We start from the raw sequence: 15,331 nt of genomic DNA on the forward strand, positions 1-15,331 counted from the left end.
ATATAAATGTGGATATGGGCGGGAATTACTGTTGTATAGTTTTTTAATTTGCGTTATCCACAATACAAAGACGAGAAAAGTGAGGCTGAACCTGTAATGGAGTGGCTAAAAGGTCAAGAGGCAATCCTAATCGAATGGCCCCTTTTAATCACTTTTTCATCGGTTCGAGATGTTGGTTTATACCTTTTTCAATATAAGGTAAACCTTCACCAAGCCAAGACGGTATCGGAGCATCCTTCAGATAATAATCAAAATACTGATATAGTCGCACCGAGAAGTCTTTCATGTTCTGACGTTTGCCTAAGCCATGTTTCTCACCATTGTAATTCAGCATCCACACGGGTTTGTCAAGTCGTTTTAAAGCCATGTAAAATTCAATCCCCTGATACCAGGGTACAGCACCGTCGTCGTCATTGTGCATCATCAGAAGGGGGGTTTGTACTTTTGGAGCATAAAACAACGGTGAATTCTCAATGTACTGCATGGGCTTTTCCCACAAAGTGCCACCTATACGGCTTTGTGTTTTTTCGTACTGAGCTTGTCTGGTCAGACCTGTGTCCCAGCGGATGCCACCGTAGGCGCTTGTCATGTTGGATACGGGAGCACCGGCTTCAGCCGCCTTGAAAAGATTGGTTTGCCCTACAAGGTATGCAGTCTGATATCCGCCCCAGCTATGCCCGCTGATTCCGATTCTTTCTCTGTCTATAAATCCTTTATCTATCTGGCTTAAAACGCCCGGAACAAGGCAGTTATAAGCGCTTTGTCCGGGATAACCGATTTGATACACAATATCCGGTACAAACACCACATAGCCATTGCTGGCGAAATAGCTGAAATTGATATACGATCTTATCGGCTTCGGTGTAATGTGCGTATTCAGATTATCTGTATTCTTTTCATAATAATACACCATCATCGGATACTTCTTTTTCGGGTCAAAGTTATCCGGTTTATACAGCAACCCTTGTAAAGGCGTTCCATCTCCGGCCATCCAGCTTACTAATTCCACGCTTCCCCAACTGTAGTCCTTTTGCTGAGGATTGGTGTCTGTAATCTTCTTTACAGATTTGAAATTTGTATCCGATACGTACCAGTCCGGGTACTCCCTGAAGCTTTCTTTTGTAAATAAATAACGATCTGCAGTTTTAGGCATGAGTACGCCGTTTCCAGTTTTAAAGTCGCCCTCGTACAGTGTAATCGTTTTACCGGTTACTGTATTTAAACGCGCATAACCTTCTTTTTTATCTGTTTCTGCAAATGTTGAAAGTAGCAAAGGCTTACTCATGTCAATGTTTCTTTCATCGCGATCCAGTCGTACATATCTGTATTGCTTCCTTTGCTCTCTTCCGCTTGTCAGCTTTCTGAGAATGGGTTGGGCAGCTGGAGTGACACTCCAGATATCATATCTATCGTAAACAATTACCTGTTCATCGTTAGCAGTCCATCCTGCCATACCGTAAGGATTCGGAAAGTCAGGATGATCATCCTGTTCGTCTGCAAACGTGACGTTTGTATTGTGGGTCAGCTGAACTGTCTGTCCTTTCTCAATGTCATAGGCAAACCAGGCTGTATCAGGATTTGAGAACCAGTAGGCATATTTCCCAAGAGGAGAAATTCTCACATTGCCTTCCAGTTTTTCCTTCACTAACCTTTTAGAACCATCCTTTGTACTCACCAGATATACATCCTGTTTGCGATTCCAATCCCAGTGTTCATGCGAATATTTTAAGTCAGAAATCCCTAATATGAAATCCGCATCTCCCTGGTTCACAAGGTCTGTACGGGTAAGTTGCTGATCACCTAATTGCAAAAGCTTTCTGGAATCCGGTTCAAACATGGCCAGATACGATTTTCTTCTATCCTGCTCAGCGGTCACTTTTTGTCTGGTTTGAAGCTGTTTATCCTGCCAATGCCATACTTCCACATTGACGATCTCATCCGGTAATAAAGTAGTATCAGCCACCACAGGCACCGGATTGGTTCCGAAGAAAAGCCTTTTACCATCGTTCGAAAATTCAGGCGTATAATTTGCATTCACTAACCACCCTTTGAAACCCGGCTGGTTGTGCTCATCAGCAACCAATGTGGCCTTGTCATTTCCATCTTTCCAATAATATAACTTTGGAAGACGAATCTGGGTTTTACTATTGGTGTCAGCATCCACGATAAACGCCAGTTGACCGTCACTTTTAGAAAATGCCAGTTTACTGAACTTAAGTTTGTTCACACCTTCGTGAATCAATTTCGCCGAATGACTTGCAGCATTCCACACATAAACACCCGCTTTGATTGTAGAGTCATTACCTGTACTTGCAAAAGCGAGCCATTTCCCATCTTCCGATACGCTATATTCCTTTACATAGTCAAAGGTGTCGGTATTGCCCGACTTTACATCAAGTACTGCCAGTTTGAAACCATTATCATCACTCTCCTTTTTAGGAGCTTTTGTTGGTTTTACCGGTTTTGTCAATGTGTCTTTTTTGGGTAACGGAGCTGCTCCCAATTGATAAGCCAACCAATTACCCCCTTTTTCAGGAAGCTTGAAGCTCGTCACATTAGCGATTTTTTCAATCTTTCGCGTTTTCAGATTGTAAACAGCCAATGAATCTTTGGGCATATCCTCCTTTTTTTTCTTTGCTCTTTTGGCATCTTTCACCAGTTTCAGTTGTGGTTTGATCAGAAAGACTGCAAACTCGGAATCGAATGACAGCCTGATACCGGATCCTCTCGGTATCGAATCTTCCCTTGTACCGGAAAGTTCGCGAATTACTATTCTGCCGTCACCTTCCTGTGGATTTTGGCCATATACGAAATATTTCCCATCGTTGGAAACAAACCTCTCCGTATTATCCTTCCAAAAATCATATACAGAGTGGTCCAAAGGCTTCTTGGTAGATGTAATTCCCTTGTCTTTAGATGTCTTTTTCTGAGCAAACATTGGTAGGCTCAGCATCAGTACGCATGTGGTTAAAAAAAATGTTTTCATCCATGAGGTTAAATGTGAATACTTATCTGCTTTTGCCCGCTGAGCGGAAACTAAAACAATTTAGCGTATCTCAAACTTAATCAATTTGAGGATAATGCTAAAATACGACAACGGATACAATAATGCCGGACTATTAAATCTTTGGTTAATGCTACATCATTACAGGATAAGGGTAGTTCGGTTTGCTATTGTACTGTAACAGTCGCTCTTTTGGAAGATGTAATGAACACCACATAGTTTACCCATATTTAAATAGCACCATCATGCACAAAGAATGGACAGAGAATGATCTGAAAGAAATAGCAAGTCAGTTAGGTAATCCAAGTGGTCAGGGTGGGGTGAAGACAGGGGAAATCATGAACCTGAGCAATAATGGCATGATCGCCACAACCATTGCATTACTTGAAATAGAGGAAGGACAAAGAATCCTGGAGATAGGGCCGGGTAATGGTAAACATGTGAATACTATTTTCCAATCATGTGAGCAACTCACCTATACCGGGCTGGACATATCTGAAACGATGGTGAACGAAGCGACGCAAATCAACAGCTCCCGGGTTATGGAAGGGAAAGTCACATTCGTATTGTCTAATGGAAGATTGATCCCATTTATGGCTAACTCGTTCGACAGGGTTTTTACAGTAAATACTATTTATTTTTGGAAAGACCCCGCGGGCTACACAGCAGAGATATACCGTGTGTTGAAGCCAGGGGCATTGTTTAATCTGGCTTTAGCTGACAAGTCGTTTATGGATAAATTACCATTCACACGATATGGATTCACACTTTACGGAAAACCGGATGTAGTTACATTACTTAAAAATGCAGGATTTGCAATTGACGATGTTATAGAGCAGCTTGATATTACGGTTGGTAATATGGGGCAGCCGGTAGAGCGGGATATTATTATTCTGAAGTGCAGGAAGAAGTGATACATAGCTGCATCCAGCCAGATCAGATCTTACTTGTCAGGGCGGTTATCATCACATTGACTGTGCTGCTGCGTCCTGACAGTGTATATTTGAGAAAATCTCATCTAGCGAAAAATAATCTAACTTGCACCCTAAGGCTACAATTTAACGATGTTATAAAGACAAACAATGATTCCCAGGCTTGATATATGCACCTTATCGGATTATACGGAAGATGATTTAATAATCAGTAGATTATCCAATTATTTGTCTGAACATCAGAATCTGGTATTTCCTCATCGTCATAGTTTTTATCATCTCGTATTTTTTACCGATGGCAATGGAATGCACACCATTGATTTTCAAGAATTTGAAGTTGTAAAAAACCAAATCTATTTTATGGTGCCCGGACAGGTTCATGCCTGGCATTTTGAGGGAAATATGAAAGGATTTGTGATTAATTTTTCAGGGACATTTTTTCAGTCTTTTCTGCTGAGACCCGAATACCTGGAGATGTTTTCTTTTCTAAATGGGGTGACCGAAAATGCAGTGCTCAATCTGGAAGGAATACTAGCCAGGCAAGTCAACAATTTGTTTGAGTCTCTGGTCATACAGGCAAAGCAGGAAGGTACTATGCAGGTTGATATGATCCGGTTGACACTATTGCAAATTTTTATTACGATAGAGCAGGGCCATACCCATTTTACTGGGCTGTCTGTACCCCAACTGAACGTTGTAGTAAGAAACTTCCTCAAATTAGTTGAGACTCACTTTATTGAAAAGCGACTACCTGGTAGCTATGCAGAATTACTCCATGTATCACCTAATCACTTAAATGCATTAGCAAAGGAACATTTGGGGAAGCAGGCTGGAGAAGTCATTCGGGAGAGAGTGCTATTAGAAGCTAAACGATTACTGATTATGCCTCATCTCACAGTAGCAGAAATTGCATATCGTTTAAACTTTAACGATAATTCTTACTTCACCAGATTTTTTCGAAAGTACGCAGGAGTAACACCGGAGGTGTTCAGGCAAAATGCTGTCAGCAAGTGATGTGAAAACCTCCGGCTCATCTGCTTTTTCAGGTCACTTTTTTTTCAGCCGGTTTGATAAATAGTGCCAACCAGGATCTGCGGGCCAGCCGGTAGAAATAAGGTGTCAGCAGGATCAAAACAGGAATAATACTGACCAAAAAGTAATCCAGATATTCCTCGAAATAATTTACAAAAATCAGGAAGTATACCACCATAAAGGCCACGTAAAATGCATAACTCATGTAGAGTGCACCTTGGTAAAATCCTGGCTCCGGCACAAGATTTTCTCCGCATTTCGGACACTGCTTATTCATTTTATCGAAATTCCTGAGATTGTATGCGCTTTTGGTGATAAAGAAATCTCCTTCTCCGCAACGAGGGCATTTGTTGAAGAGTACGCTGTAAAGTCGGTTTGTATGTGCCATGACGAAGTCAGATTAATAATAGAATGTCCTCAAACAACTGGTGGGGAACAGTTACAAAGTTCTCAAATTTGCGGTGGAAATTTAAATACTAATGCCATAATCTGTGGTACTAATCAACGAATATCAGTTTCGTTCGAATGTAACGACAGCATTTACTGCTAAAGCGAATCAGTCCACTTTCAGACCATTAATATAATCTGCCATCTGCGGTATGGTAAAAATATGATCTACGGACAGATGTGTAAGAACATTTTGAGGCATTACCGGCATTTGCGCAGTTTCAGGGTCTTGGACAATAATTATTCCTCCCATACTCTTGATCACTTTTAATCCCAGCGTTCCGTCATCATTAGCTCCCGACAGGACAATGCCCGCCGCGGATGGACCATATGCATCAGCCACCGATTCAAAAGTAACATCCAAGCTCGGTCGACTGTAATTCACTTTTTCTGAGTCGTCCAGAGATAATGACTGGTCCTTTTCAACTAGAAGGTGATAATCAGCAGGGGCCAGGTAGATATGACCCGGCTCTATGATATCTTTATCTTCCGCTTCATGAAGTGGTAAACTGCACTTATTAGCCAATAAGTCGCAAAGTGAGGATTCAGCGGAACTACGCCGATGAAGAACGATTACAACTGAAACATTGATATCATTCTGCAAGAGAGGAAGCAGTTGAAAAAGCACTTCTAAACTTCCCGCCGAACCGCCGATTACTACAGCTTTAATTTGTGATTTTATACTACTTTCTTCCATATCTTCTCCCGGTTCAACTGCTTATAGTTGTGTTGTACTATAGAGAATTTTAAGGTTTCCTTAGAGCCTAATGCCAGATATCCCAGTGAACCAAGACTTGAATCAAAAAGCTTTAAAACCCTATCCTGCAAGTTTTTATCAAAATATATCAGCACATTTCGGCACAGGATCAGGTCAAACTCATTGAATGAACTGTCTGAAACCAGATTGTGTGTTGAAATGATTATTTTTTCTGAAAGCTCACTATTGAATTTAGCTTGTCCATAGTTGGCTGTATAGTAATCAGAAAAGTCTTTTACACCACCTGAGGCAATGTAGCTTTCAGAATATTGCTTCATTTGATTCATCGGGAAAATACCTCTTCTTACCTTTTCCAATACAGTAGGATTCAGGTCAGTAGCGTAAAGCAATGATTTTCGTAACAAATCTGCTTCCTTCAGTAAGATGGCCATGGAATAAACTTCTTCACCTGTAGAGCAGCCAGCATGCCATACTCTTATAAATGGCTTTGTGCCCAGGATAGGTAAGATGTCGTTGCGCAACGAAAGGTAAAAGGCAGGATCGCGAAACATCTCGGTTACATTGACTGTAATCTCTTCCACAAAGCGTTTCAGATAAGATGTGTCGCTTCTCACGCGGTAACGCAATTCAGCAAAGCTCGGAAATTTGTCCAGGGAATACAGACGATTAATCCTACGCTTCAGTGAAGCGCGGGAGTAACTCGTGAAATCATAACCATATAATTCGAACAGATCTGTAAGAAGCAGTTCAATATCCTCATCCTCAATCATCTTTATCGCTATTATCTTTCTCTAGTAGCAATAATAATTGATCCACATCAATGGGTTTCGAAATGTATCCATCCGCTCCTGCAGCCAGGCATTTCTCACGGTCACCAACCATGGCTTGTGCAGTTACTGCTATAACTGGTGTATGCGTGTGATTAGGGAGCCCTTTAATAATTGGAATTGCCTCATATCCATCCATTTCCGGCATCATCATATCAATCAATACAATGTCAATATCATCCGCATCTTTAAGAAGCTCAATAGCTTCCGGAGCACCATTACGGGATAAACATATATATGATCTGGATTTAAGCGTTGCAGACAGCGCAAAGATATTCCTTGCATCGTCATCTATTATCAACACTTTTTTATTATTCATCATTTTCCTGTTCAGATAATTCCTCACTTTTTCAGGCTTTTTCGTAAAGCCACACTCTCAGTAATGACAAAAGCTGATCTATGTCCACCGGCTTGGTAATGTAGTCCGATGCACCGGCGTTGATACATTTTTCCCTGTCGCCGGTCATTGCTTTGGCAGTTACCGCAATTACAGGCAGATTTCTCCATTTATGATTTTCACGGATCCGCCGGGCTGTTTCATAGCCATCCATCTGCGGCATCATCATATCAAGTAATACGACGTCAATTTCCGGATTTTCATGTAAACGTGCAAGCGCCTCTTTTCCGTCTAGCGCAGTAACGATATTCATTTTGTAGTTTTCCAGCGATTTAGACAACGAAAAAATATTTCTCACATCATCATCCGCAATCAAAACTGTCTTATTACTGAGTATCTCGCTCAATGCTCCCAGTTTACGCAGATCCAAATCGGTAGCTGGCTTTTTATTTTCTTCTACTACATGAAGAAACAATGAAACTTCGTCCAGCATGCGTTGGTAGGAGTGTGCTGTTTTTACAATGATGGAGTCAGCATACTTCTTTATTCTTTGCTCTTCTGAAAGCGACAGGCTCTTGCCTGTAAAGATGATGATCGGAATGTTTTCAAATCCCGGATTTTTCTTTGCTTCTTCCAGCGTTTCGTAGGCACGCTTATCTGGAATACCCATATCCAGTATCACGCAATCAACCTCGTTATTTTGCAATGCTTCAACGCCCTCGGTTATATTGCTTTTCAGTTCAGAATTGATGCTAAAAGTACCCAGGAAATAGGCGAGAGCCTTGGCATGTTTGCTGTTATCTTCTACGATCAGTACCTTTTTCGATTTTCTGCTTATGACATATTCTATCTTTTCAAATACTTCCTTCATTCTGTCTGCCATCATTGGTTTATCGATAAAATCAACGGCCCCTTTCAGCAAACTCTCATTTTTCATCCTGTGTGAAGACATAATATGTACTGGTATATGTCGCGTCTCAGGATTGCTTTTCAGCGCATCCATAACCTGCCAGCCACTCATTACAGGCAGTTCTATATCCAACAAAATACCCATTGGCTTGAATACCTCTGCAAGTTTTAATCCTTCATCACCCCTCACAGCCACTATACATTTATAGCCTTGCTTCCTCGTATAATCCTGCAATGTTCGCGCAAAAAGCGTATCGTCTTCTACGATTAGTAGCACTTTATCAGTAGCAAGAATATCTCCTCTGTCATCCGGGAGATTCTCAGGTATGGTGGTAGTAACATATGCCGGAGTTATTTCGGGTCCTGTTTCTACCTGCGTTACCTCATGCGTGGGAAATATTTCATTTTCTCTGGCAGCCATCGCCGCTTCCTTTCCGGCAGGAATACTGATAAAAAAGCTGCTTCCCTGTCCAGGGTCGCTGGTCACCCATATTTCCCCACCCAACAGTTTCACGATCTCCCTGCTGATTGAAAGGCCAAGACCTGTTCCTCCATATTTACGCTTCGTAGAGCCATCAGCCTGCTGAAAAGCTTCGAATATGAGATGAAGCTTATCCGGGGCTATTCCAATTCCGGTATCATGTACTTCAAACTCAATTTTATCATCTGATTTGCCCGGTCTTATATCAATACTCACACTGCCGTGCGAAGTAAATTTAAGAGCATTGGAGACCAGATTTTTTAAGACCTGTCCTAGTCTGGTTTTATCAGTTTCAAATTTAGGGGCGACCTGTTCAGATATGTGAATGTCGAATTCGAGTCCCTTGTCCTTAGCAACGGGTGCAAACATGGCTTTTAAATCCTGACTTATTTCTTTGACTGAAGTGGGTACATAGTCGAGTTCCATTTTCCCTGCCTCAATCTTGGACAGATCAAGAATTTCGTCTATGAGTCCTAACAGCCCATTTCCTGAAGATCGAATTACAGAAGCATATTCAATCTGATCAGCTGTCATGTTTTTTTCTTCATTTTCTGCCAGCAAACGGCTGAGCAGTAATATAGAATTTAATGGCGTTCTGAGCTCATGCGACATATTAGCCAAAAACTCCGATTTATACCTTGTGGTCAGCTCCAATTCGGCCGCTTTCTTTCTTATTTCGTAATTCCTCTCTTCAAGCAGACCGCTTCTCTCTTCCAATTCTTCATTAATCTGCTGCAGTTCTTCTTGCTGTACACGTAGCTCCTCATCAGATGCCTGCAATTTTTGCGCTTGTGCCTCCAGTTCTGAATTGAGATTTTCAAGTTCGTTGTGCTGCGCCTGCAGTTCCTCAGATTGTGCCTGGGTTTCCTCCAGGAAATTCTGAAGCTTCACGTAATCCAATGCAGAATTCACGCCAATAGAGATAGCATCCTGCATATCTTTGAACAATTGCAGTTGCAGTTCGTCAGGTGAGGCCAGTAATCCAAGTTCTATAATTCCAAGACATTCACCTGTATGCATAAGAGGAATTATGACAATGGCGGCAGGAGAGGTGAAACCGATCGTTGATTTCACTGTCATGTAGTTCTCCGGGATCTGGCTGACAACAGTTATTTCTTTACTGAGTATTACCTGCCCCGAGATACCATCTCCCGCAAAAAGATATTCAGGCGCATCGGAAGCGGCGTGCGCCGCAGTAAGTTTAAAATTCCAGTCTTTATCCTGAATGTATATGGTACCCACCGGGGCATTGATATAACCGGTAATTGACTCAATCAGATTGACCGACAAATTTTTCAGGATACGCTCTCCTCGTATAGCATCAGATATCTGCACTATTCCACCTTGCAGCCAGTTACGATCTTCAAGCTCCCTAAACGTTTTTTCCAAAGACTCTGTCATGGTATTAAGCGCGAGCGATATACGGCCCAGATCGTCGTCTTCCTTATCGCTGGATCGTACCGAATAATTGCCACCGGATATCTGTTCCGTTACTTCTTCCATGGCTGCTATTCTTCTGCGGGTCTGCTGGTAAACCTTGTCATCCTGTTCCTGCTGGGCAATACGTTGACCCATATCTCTACGTATTCGAATATAGGCAAATGCAGTGATCAATACTGAAACCAGGGCTGCTAGTAAAAGAAGATAGGGTGTATATCGAATGTAAAGCTCCTGTTGGCTTAACCTGGCCTGGAGCATATTCTCCTCTTCAGTCTTTACCTGATTTACGATCATACGAACATCGTCCATAATTTTTTTACCCCGATTCATCTCGGCCACACGCCTTTCTGAACTCTGAATATAGGTCTCGTCATTTCTGGACATGTTAATGACACGGTCCATCTGAGCGAATCGTGCCTCTAAACGTTCCTTCAATGGAATCAATAATTTCTGCTGAACCTTGCTGTCGGCAGTGAGACCTAGGATGAGATTATAAGCAGCATTGGCTTTTTCGTAAGACCCATTATAGGGTTCAAGAAACCTTGGATCCATGGTGAGTAAAAAGCCACGTTGACCCGTTTCCGCATCTTTGATGTACGAGATAATATTTTCGGCCTCGATTAAAACCTGATTGGTATGATTTACCAATTGCGAATTATAGATCAGTTTCTGGGTGCTGTAAAAGGAAGCAATCAGGCTGACCAGCAACAGAAGAACTGATGCAGTAAATACAATTTTCAGCTGATAAATAATTGAATTAGAAGTTCTTCTCATTGGTTGGTTGTGGGACGTTGCTATTTACAGGCTCTACGGGTTGTATGACAGGAATGACCACAATAAACCGTGCGCCCTGATTCTCTCTGCTTTGAGCTGAAATTAGCCCATTATGTTTATCTATGATTTTTTTGGCTATCGCCAGGCCAATACCAGTTCCCTCATAATTGCGCTGATTATTCAGGCGCTGGAAAATGACGAAGATCCTGTCCAGGAATTTTTCATCAAAGCCAATTCCATTATCCTCAATCGTAATCCGGCAGAAGTCTCCATTAATACTTACAGGGCTATCAATCGATAGCTGATCAGTGAGCTCTCCATGAATGGTGATTATAGGATCAGGCTGATTTCTGGAGAACTTAAACGCATTACTAATCAGGTTTTGAAACACCTGTCTGATCTGGCTGGGAATCGTATCGATAACAGGTATTGTACCTATTGAGATTTGTACATTCCTTTCCGAAACAGTCTCACGGAAATCCTCCAGAATATCATCTATAAGTTGGTTGATATTGGTAGGAGAGAAGCTTGCCTGTACAGAAAGGCGTGAATAGTCTAATAAGTCGCTGATCAGCAACGACATCCGCGCAGAAGCGCCGATAGATCTGTCAAGGTACGAGATGGCTTCCTCATTACCTGCTAAAAATTTATCCTTCACCAAATGGCTGAAGGTCTGTATTTTACGTAAAGGCTCTTTAAGGTCATGTGATACTACCCATGCAAACTGCTGGAGCTCGTGATTTGATGTCTCGAGTTCAGCATTCTTATTGACAAGTTCATTCGTTCGCAAAGAAACCTGCTTTTCTAAAATCTCATTGGCGACTTTTTGCTGATCGATATTCGTAAAAGTACCGACCCATTTTGTGGTTATATTTTGCTGTTGTATCGGAATGGCTGTAAAAAGAAAGTGCCTGAACGTGTTATTTTTCTTCTCTAACAGCCTGATCTCCCGCGAAAATTCGTCGGCGCTCTGTAACTGCGCCAAAAATTGCTGACACGCAATGTGGTCATCTACATGCGCTTCGGGAAATGTAAAGGCATTGTCCGAATAACTATACCAATGCGCGTTAACGTACTCTATTCGTCCGTCGACGCTCATGGTAAAAGCAATCTGAGGTAGTGATTCAAGCACAGAATGCAGCTCTATATTGCGTCCGTCAAGTTCTTCCTGTGCCTGCTTTCTGATTTCGATTTCTTTCTGCAAAGAAATCTGAATGCTTTTCAGTTCCTGTTGTTGTTCGAAAAGCTTCTTAAAAGTCCTGACTTTAAGTAACAGGATATCTGTATCTACCGGTTTGGTGAGGTAGTCTATTCCTCCTGACGAGTAGCCTTTGGTAATAAATTTTTTCTCCTTATTTACTGCAGACAGGAAGATGACGGGAATATCTTTTGCTTTACTGAATCCAGACATGGCCTCTGCTACTTCAAACCCATCCATCCCTGGCATCTGTACATCCATGATTACGACAGAATAATCGGTAGACAATACTTTTTTTAACGCCTCCTCCCCGGATTCTGCCGAGTCTGTCCTGTATCCATGCATTTCAAGGATACGCTTCAGAGGTAGAATATTCTCTGGCCTGTCGTCAACGATAAGAATCATGCCGTACTGTTAATTACTTTTGAGCCATCAAGCTGTTCCGTTAAAATATTCCGGATATTGTATCACGTGTACAAACCTGACAGTTAATTTGAAATAAATTGGGTGTGCATACAATGTGTACTATCTATCGCCTGTTAAGCCCGGATTGATATGTCAAAACACAACGCTTTGAGCTATACGCGCAAACTTAACAAGTAAAATGATAAAAATATCATACCACTGAACACATGCGGTTACATAGTAGAACAAATTATTTCACAAGCCCTTTTGTGATCTCCTCCTCGACAATTTCCTTCAGTTCCACGTTCCACTTCTGGATGGTAATCATGGGATGAACATATTCTTGGTCAAAGTCCTCAATAATAGAGGTTTTTCCCAGATCCTTACAAAGATTAATAAGCAACTGAACCAGCGGCTCCTGATCCGTACTATAGCTTGTATCTTCATTGGAATCGCCAACCGTCGTTAAAAAATTTTTTAAAAGGCGTAGCTGATGTTTATCGGAAGAAATATTATTCCTCATAGTTGTGGATGGTCAATTCGATGTATTCAATCAGTCGTGGGAAAAAATTCCCAAATCTTACTGGTAAAGGTAATCTAATTGCCGTTGACAAACACCGTGCACCCCATAAACGCTGCTTATAAGTCTTGATTTGATTGAATCTCGTAGCATATCTTCCCCAAAGCGGGAAGCTAAAGATTACGTATTTTAATGTAGATATCATTCGGTGCCGGTTCGTCACCACCGAAATAAGGTAAGAGTCTGTACGCTACTCCTGGTCCGCCAGAACAATGCCTTGGGAGAGTCGTTTCTGTTCCATTAAATGAGAAGACATAGCTATTTCCTTCCATCCGGATAGCATAAGTCATCGTTTTTCCCAATTCAGCCACCCCTAACTCCCTTTCTTGTCTTTCACCATTTGCGTAAGTATAGGCATAGATACGCAGTGCATTTTCACGCCAGTTCCATCCAAAGCGTGCACTGTTCATATGATGCTGTGAACTACAATCGGAAAATCCCAGCAGCTTATTGATATCATGTTGATTTTCTGCTAACCTGGTTTTATAGATGCAACTGCTATCGAACACCGCCTGAAATCTCATGGAAGTTCCGGTAAACAGGCTGTTCGCATTTTTCTCCACTTCGTGAGAACCGGTTTTAATGGTATATGTAATAAAATCATCTTCAAAACTAGGCTGATTACCCCACCACCCGCAGGAAGTCAGACAAAACAGTACAAGAATCAGCCAAACAGATATCTTCATTTTTTTATGATTATTCTCTTTTCCAACGTTTACTTTGTAGCTGATGTTATGTCAAGCAAGAAAATAAGCATATAACACATCGTCTGACCGAACTTATCGCCTGCAAAAAATCCCCGGAACCAACTGCCAGTTTCCGGGGATTTCCTTATTTGGACTTCGTTGAACTTTTTGCTTCCTTCTGGTTATTCGTAATATGATTACCTTTTACAATTTCTTCCTCTTTATGACGGCTGTCGAGGTTATCTTTGTTCTCAACATGCTTCATTTTACCCGCATTTCCGGTTTTCGATGTTTGTGCCTGTTTCATGATCATATTTGTTGATAATACATACAGTAACACCAAAATTATGCCGGATTGACAGCTTTGTTTACTCTGCTGCCTTCGTAAAGCTCATATTCGAGTAAGCGGCAATCAATGGTTCCGTTATAAAACTCTATACGCCTTTTTGCTTTAAGTCCGATTTTCTTTGCGAGCTCCAGATTTCCTGTAAAAACATAGCCATAGTAACCACCACACTTCTGCTTCATAAAATCACCTATACGACTGTAAGTTTCTTCCAGTTCATCAACATTACCCAGCCTGTCACCGTATTCCGGATTGACTATGAATATTCCTTTTTCACCTGCCGGAACTTCGGCGTCGGCAAAATCGCATACATCAAATTCTATCAGACTGGCAACACCTGCTGCAACAGCATTCTTTTTAGCATTGATGATTGCCAAATCACTGTAATCGGATGCAATGATGCGTAACCCCGGCACATCAATAATCTGTTCCTCCAGCAGATCCTGCTCTTTGAAATACACCTCTTCGTCATATCCCTGCAAGTGCATAAATGCATAATTATCTCTGAATAAGCCGGGGCGACTATTGCTTGCAATCAAAGCAGCCTCGATCGCCAATGTACCCGATCCGCACATAGGGTTGATGAAAGGCGATTTCCTGTCCCATTGTCCGGCAAGGATAGTGGCGGATGCGAGTGCTTCAAGCATCGGAGCCCGACCTGGAATTTTTCTGTAACCATGCCGAGCAAGCGAATCACCGGCAGTATCAATAAAGATTTCAGCCGCATCGTTTTTCCAGAATAAATGTATCACTGTTCCTGCCAGTTCAGAACCCGTTGAAGGCCTGGTCCCGCGTTTTTCTCTCAGCCTGTCTACAATGGCATCTTTTACCCTCACATTGGCAAACATGTTATTGTTGATTGTGGGATTCTGGACGTTACTGGTTACTGAAAAATATCCGGGATCAGGAATGATATCTTCCCAGCTGATGTTCAAAAGATACTTATATACCTCATCTGCATTTCTTGCCTGAAACCTTTCTATACTGTAAAGCACCTGACTTGCACAGTATAGATTCAGATTCAGCCGGATACACTCATTCATGGATGCCGAAACCCGTACACCGGTAATAAATGCTTCTTCAATCCTGAATCCCAAATTCTTGACCTCCTGTTCGAGGTAAGGGGCCAGACGTTTGTTACAGGTTATTGTTACGGGTGCTTTGGTAGTATATAAAGACATGAAAGAAAATTCCGGGACATAGCGTCCAATGAAA

At 41.8% G+C, this 15,331-nt stretch carries 13 protein-coding genes; 2 read left to right on the top strand and 11 right to left on the bottom strand.

Annotated elements, in window-relative coordinates; translation table 11 throughout:
* Positions 1 to 148: 148 nt before the first annotated feature.
* Positions 149 to 2,953: a S9 family peptidase gene (locus AC1XUE_RS01825; protein WP_483354226.1), complete on the bottom strand. Its 2,805-nt coding sequence runs from the start codon at positions 2,951 to 2,953 to the stop codon at positions 149 to 151.
* Positions 2,954 to 3,249: 296 nt separating this feature from the next.
* On the opposite strand from AC1XUE_RS01825, the gene AC1XUE_RS01830 reads away from it, so the two are divergent.
* A complete protein-coding gene (locus tag AC1XUE_RS01830; RefSeq protein WP_483354227.1) occupies positions 3,250 to 3,918 on the top strand; it encodes a class I SAM-dependent methyltransferase in 669 nt (222 codons plus the stop codon).
* 168 nt (positions 3,919 to 4,086) lie between these two features.
* Complete coding sequence (locus AC1XUE_RS01835) at positions 4,087 to 4,950, top strand: helix-turn-helix transcriptional regulator (RefSeq protein WP_483354228.1); 864 nt, start codon at positions 4,087 to 4,089, stop codon at positions 4,948 to 4,950.
* Between the two features lie 28 nt (positions 4,951 to 4,978).
* On the opposite strand, the gene AC1XUE_RS01840 is transcribed toward AC1XUE_RS01835, so the two are convergent.
* From AC1XUE_RS01840 to AC1XUE_RS01885, 10 genes are all read right to left on the bottom strand, one after another.
* The gene (locus AC1XUE_RS01840; protein ID WP_483354229.1) at positions 4,979 to 5,356 is read right to left on the bottom strand and encodes a DUF983 domain-containing protein; all 378 of its coding nucleotides are present in this window, start codon (positions 5,354 to 5,356) and stop codon (positions 4,979 to 4,981) included.
* A 168-nt stretch (positions 5,357 to 5,524) separates the two neighbouring features.
* Positions 5,525 to 6,112 carry a chemotaxis protein CheB gene (locus AC1XUE_RS01845; RefSeq protein WP_483354230.1) on the bottom strand — a complete coding sequence of 196 codons (588 nt, stop codon included), beginning with the start codon at positions 6,110 to 6,112 and terminating at the stop codon, positions 5,525 to 5,527.
* Complete coding sequence (locus tag AC1XUE_RS01850; RefSeq protein WP_483354231.1) at positions 6,094 to 6,903, bottom strand: CheR family methyltransferase; 810 nt, start codon at positions 6,901 to 6,903, stop codon at positions 6,094 to 6,096. The genes AC1XUE_RS01845 and AC1XUE_RS01850 overlap by 19 nt, the downstream gene beginning before the upstream one ends.
* Positions 6,896 to 7,279 (bottom strand): response regulator, encoded by a 384-nt coding sequence (locus AC1XUE_RS01855; protein WP_483355987.1) that lies wholly within the window; start codon positions 7,277 to 7,279, stop codon positions 6,896 to 6,898. The genes AC1XUE_RS01850 and AC1XUE_RS01855 overlap by 8 nt, the downstream gene beginning before the upstream one ends.
* A gap of 31 nt (positions 7,280 to 7,310) precedes the next feature.
* Positions 7,311 to 10,901 carry a response regulator gene (locus AC1XUE_RS01860; protein WP_483354232.1) on the bottom strand — a complete coding sequence of 1,197 codons (3,591 nt, stop codon included), beginning with the start codon at positions 10,899 to 10,901 and terminating at the stop codon, positions 7,311 to 7,313.
* Positions 10,885 to 12,504: a hybrid sensor histidine kinase/response regulator gene (locus AC1XUE_RS01865; protein ID WP_483354233.1), complete on the bottom strand. Its 1,620-nt coding sequence runs from the start codon at positions 12,502 to 12,504 to the stop codon at positions 10,885 to 10,887. Before AC1XUE_RS01865 ends, AC1XUE_RS01860 begins: the two co-directional genes overlap by 17 nt.
* 250 nt (positions 12,505 to 12,754) lie before the next feature.
* Complete coding sequence (locus AC1XUE_RS01870; protein WP_483354234.1) at positions 12,755 to 13,027, bottom strand: hypothetical protein; 273 nt, start codon at positions 13,025 to 13,027, stop codon at positions 12,755 to 12,757.
* Between the two features lie 170 nt (positions 13,028 to 13,197).
* Positions 13,198 to 13,770, bottom strand: a complete 573-nt coding sequence (locus AC1XUE_RS01875) for a hypothetical protein (RefSeq protein ID WP_483354235.1) — start codon at positions 13,768 to 13,770, stop codon at positions 13,198 to 13,200.
* Between the two features lie 145 nt (positions 13,771 to 13,915).
* Complete coding sequence (locus AC1XUE_RS01880; RefSeq protein ID WP_483354236.1) at positions 13,916 to 14,077, bottom strand: hypothetical protein; 162 nt, start codon at positions 14,075 to 14,077, stop codon at positions 13,916 to 13,918.
* A gap of 38 nt (positions 14,078 to 14,115) precedes the next feature.
* A complete protein-coding gene (locus AC1XUE_RS01885; protein WP_483354237.1) occupies positions 14,116 to 15,297 on the bottom strand; it encodes a THUMP domain-containing class I SAM-dependent RNA methyltransferase in 1,182 nt (393 codons plus the stop codon).
* Between the last annotated feature and the right edge of the window lie 34 nt (positions 15,298 to 15,331).

Source organism: Dyadobacter sp. HNCC25DJ187 (genome assembly GCF_056895255.1).

Bases quoted from the DNA above. Each gene is read 5' to 3' on its own strand.
- AC1XUE_RS01825 (WP_483354226.1), bottom strand. From the start codon at position 2,953: ATGCTGAGCCTACCAATGTTTGCTCAGAAAAAGACATCTAAAGACAAG.
- AC1XUE_RS01830 (WP_483354227.1), top strand. From the start codon at position 3,250: ATGCACAAAGAATGGACAGAGAATGATCTGAAAGAAATAGCAAGTCAG.
- AC1XUE_RS01835 (WP_483354228.1), top strand. From the start codon at position 4,087: ATGATTCCCAGGCTTGATATATGCACCTTATCGGATTATACGGAAGAT.
- AC1XUE_RS01840 (WP_483354229.1), bottom strand. From the start codon at position 5,356: ATGGCACATACAAACCGACTTTACAGCGTACTCTTCAACAAATGCCCT.
- AC1XUE_RS01845 (WP_483354230.1), bottom strand. From the start codon at position 6,112: ATGGAAGAAAGTAGTATAAAATCACAAATTAAAGCTGTAGTAATCGGC.
- AC1XUE_RS01850 (WP_483354231.1), bottom strand. From the start codon at position 6,903: ATGATTGAGGATGAGGATATTGAACTGCTTCTTACAGATCTGTTCGAA.
- AC1XUE_RS01855 (WP_483355987.1), bottom strand. From the start codon at position 7,279: ATGAATAATAAAAAAGTGTTGATAATAGATGACGATGCAAGGAATATC.
- AC1XUE_RS01860 (WP_483354232.1), bottom strand. From the start codon at position 10,901: ATGAGAAGAACTTCTAATTCAATTATTTATCAGCTGAAAATTGTATTT.
- AC1XUE_RS01865 (WP_483354233.1), bottom strand. From the start codon at position 12,504: ATGATTCTTATCGTTGACGACAGGCCAGAGAATATTCTACCTCTGAAG.
- AC1XUE_RS01870 (WP_483354234.1), bottom strand. From the start codon at position 13,027: ATGAGGAATAATATTTCTTCCGATAAACATCAGCTACGCCTTTTAAAA.
- AC1XUE_RS01875 (WP_483354235.1), bottom strand. From the start codon at position 13,770: ATGAAGATATCTGTTTGGCTGATTCTTGTACTGTTTTGTCTGACTTCC.
- AC1XUE_RS01880 (WP_483354236.1), bottom strand. From the start codon at position 14,077: ATGAAACAGGCACAAACATCGAAAACCGGAAATGCGGGTAAAATGAAG.
- AC1XUE_RS01885 (WP_483354237.1), bottom strand. From the start codon at position 15,297: ATGTCTTTATATACTACCAAAGCACCCGTAACAATAACCTGTAACAAA.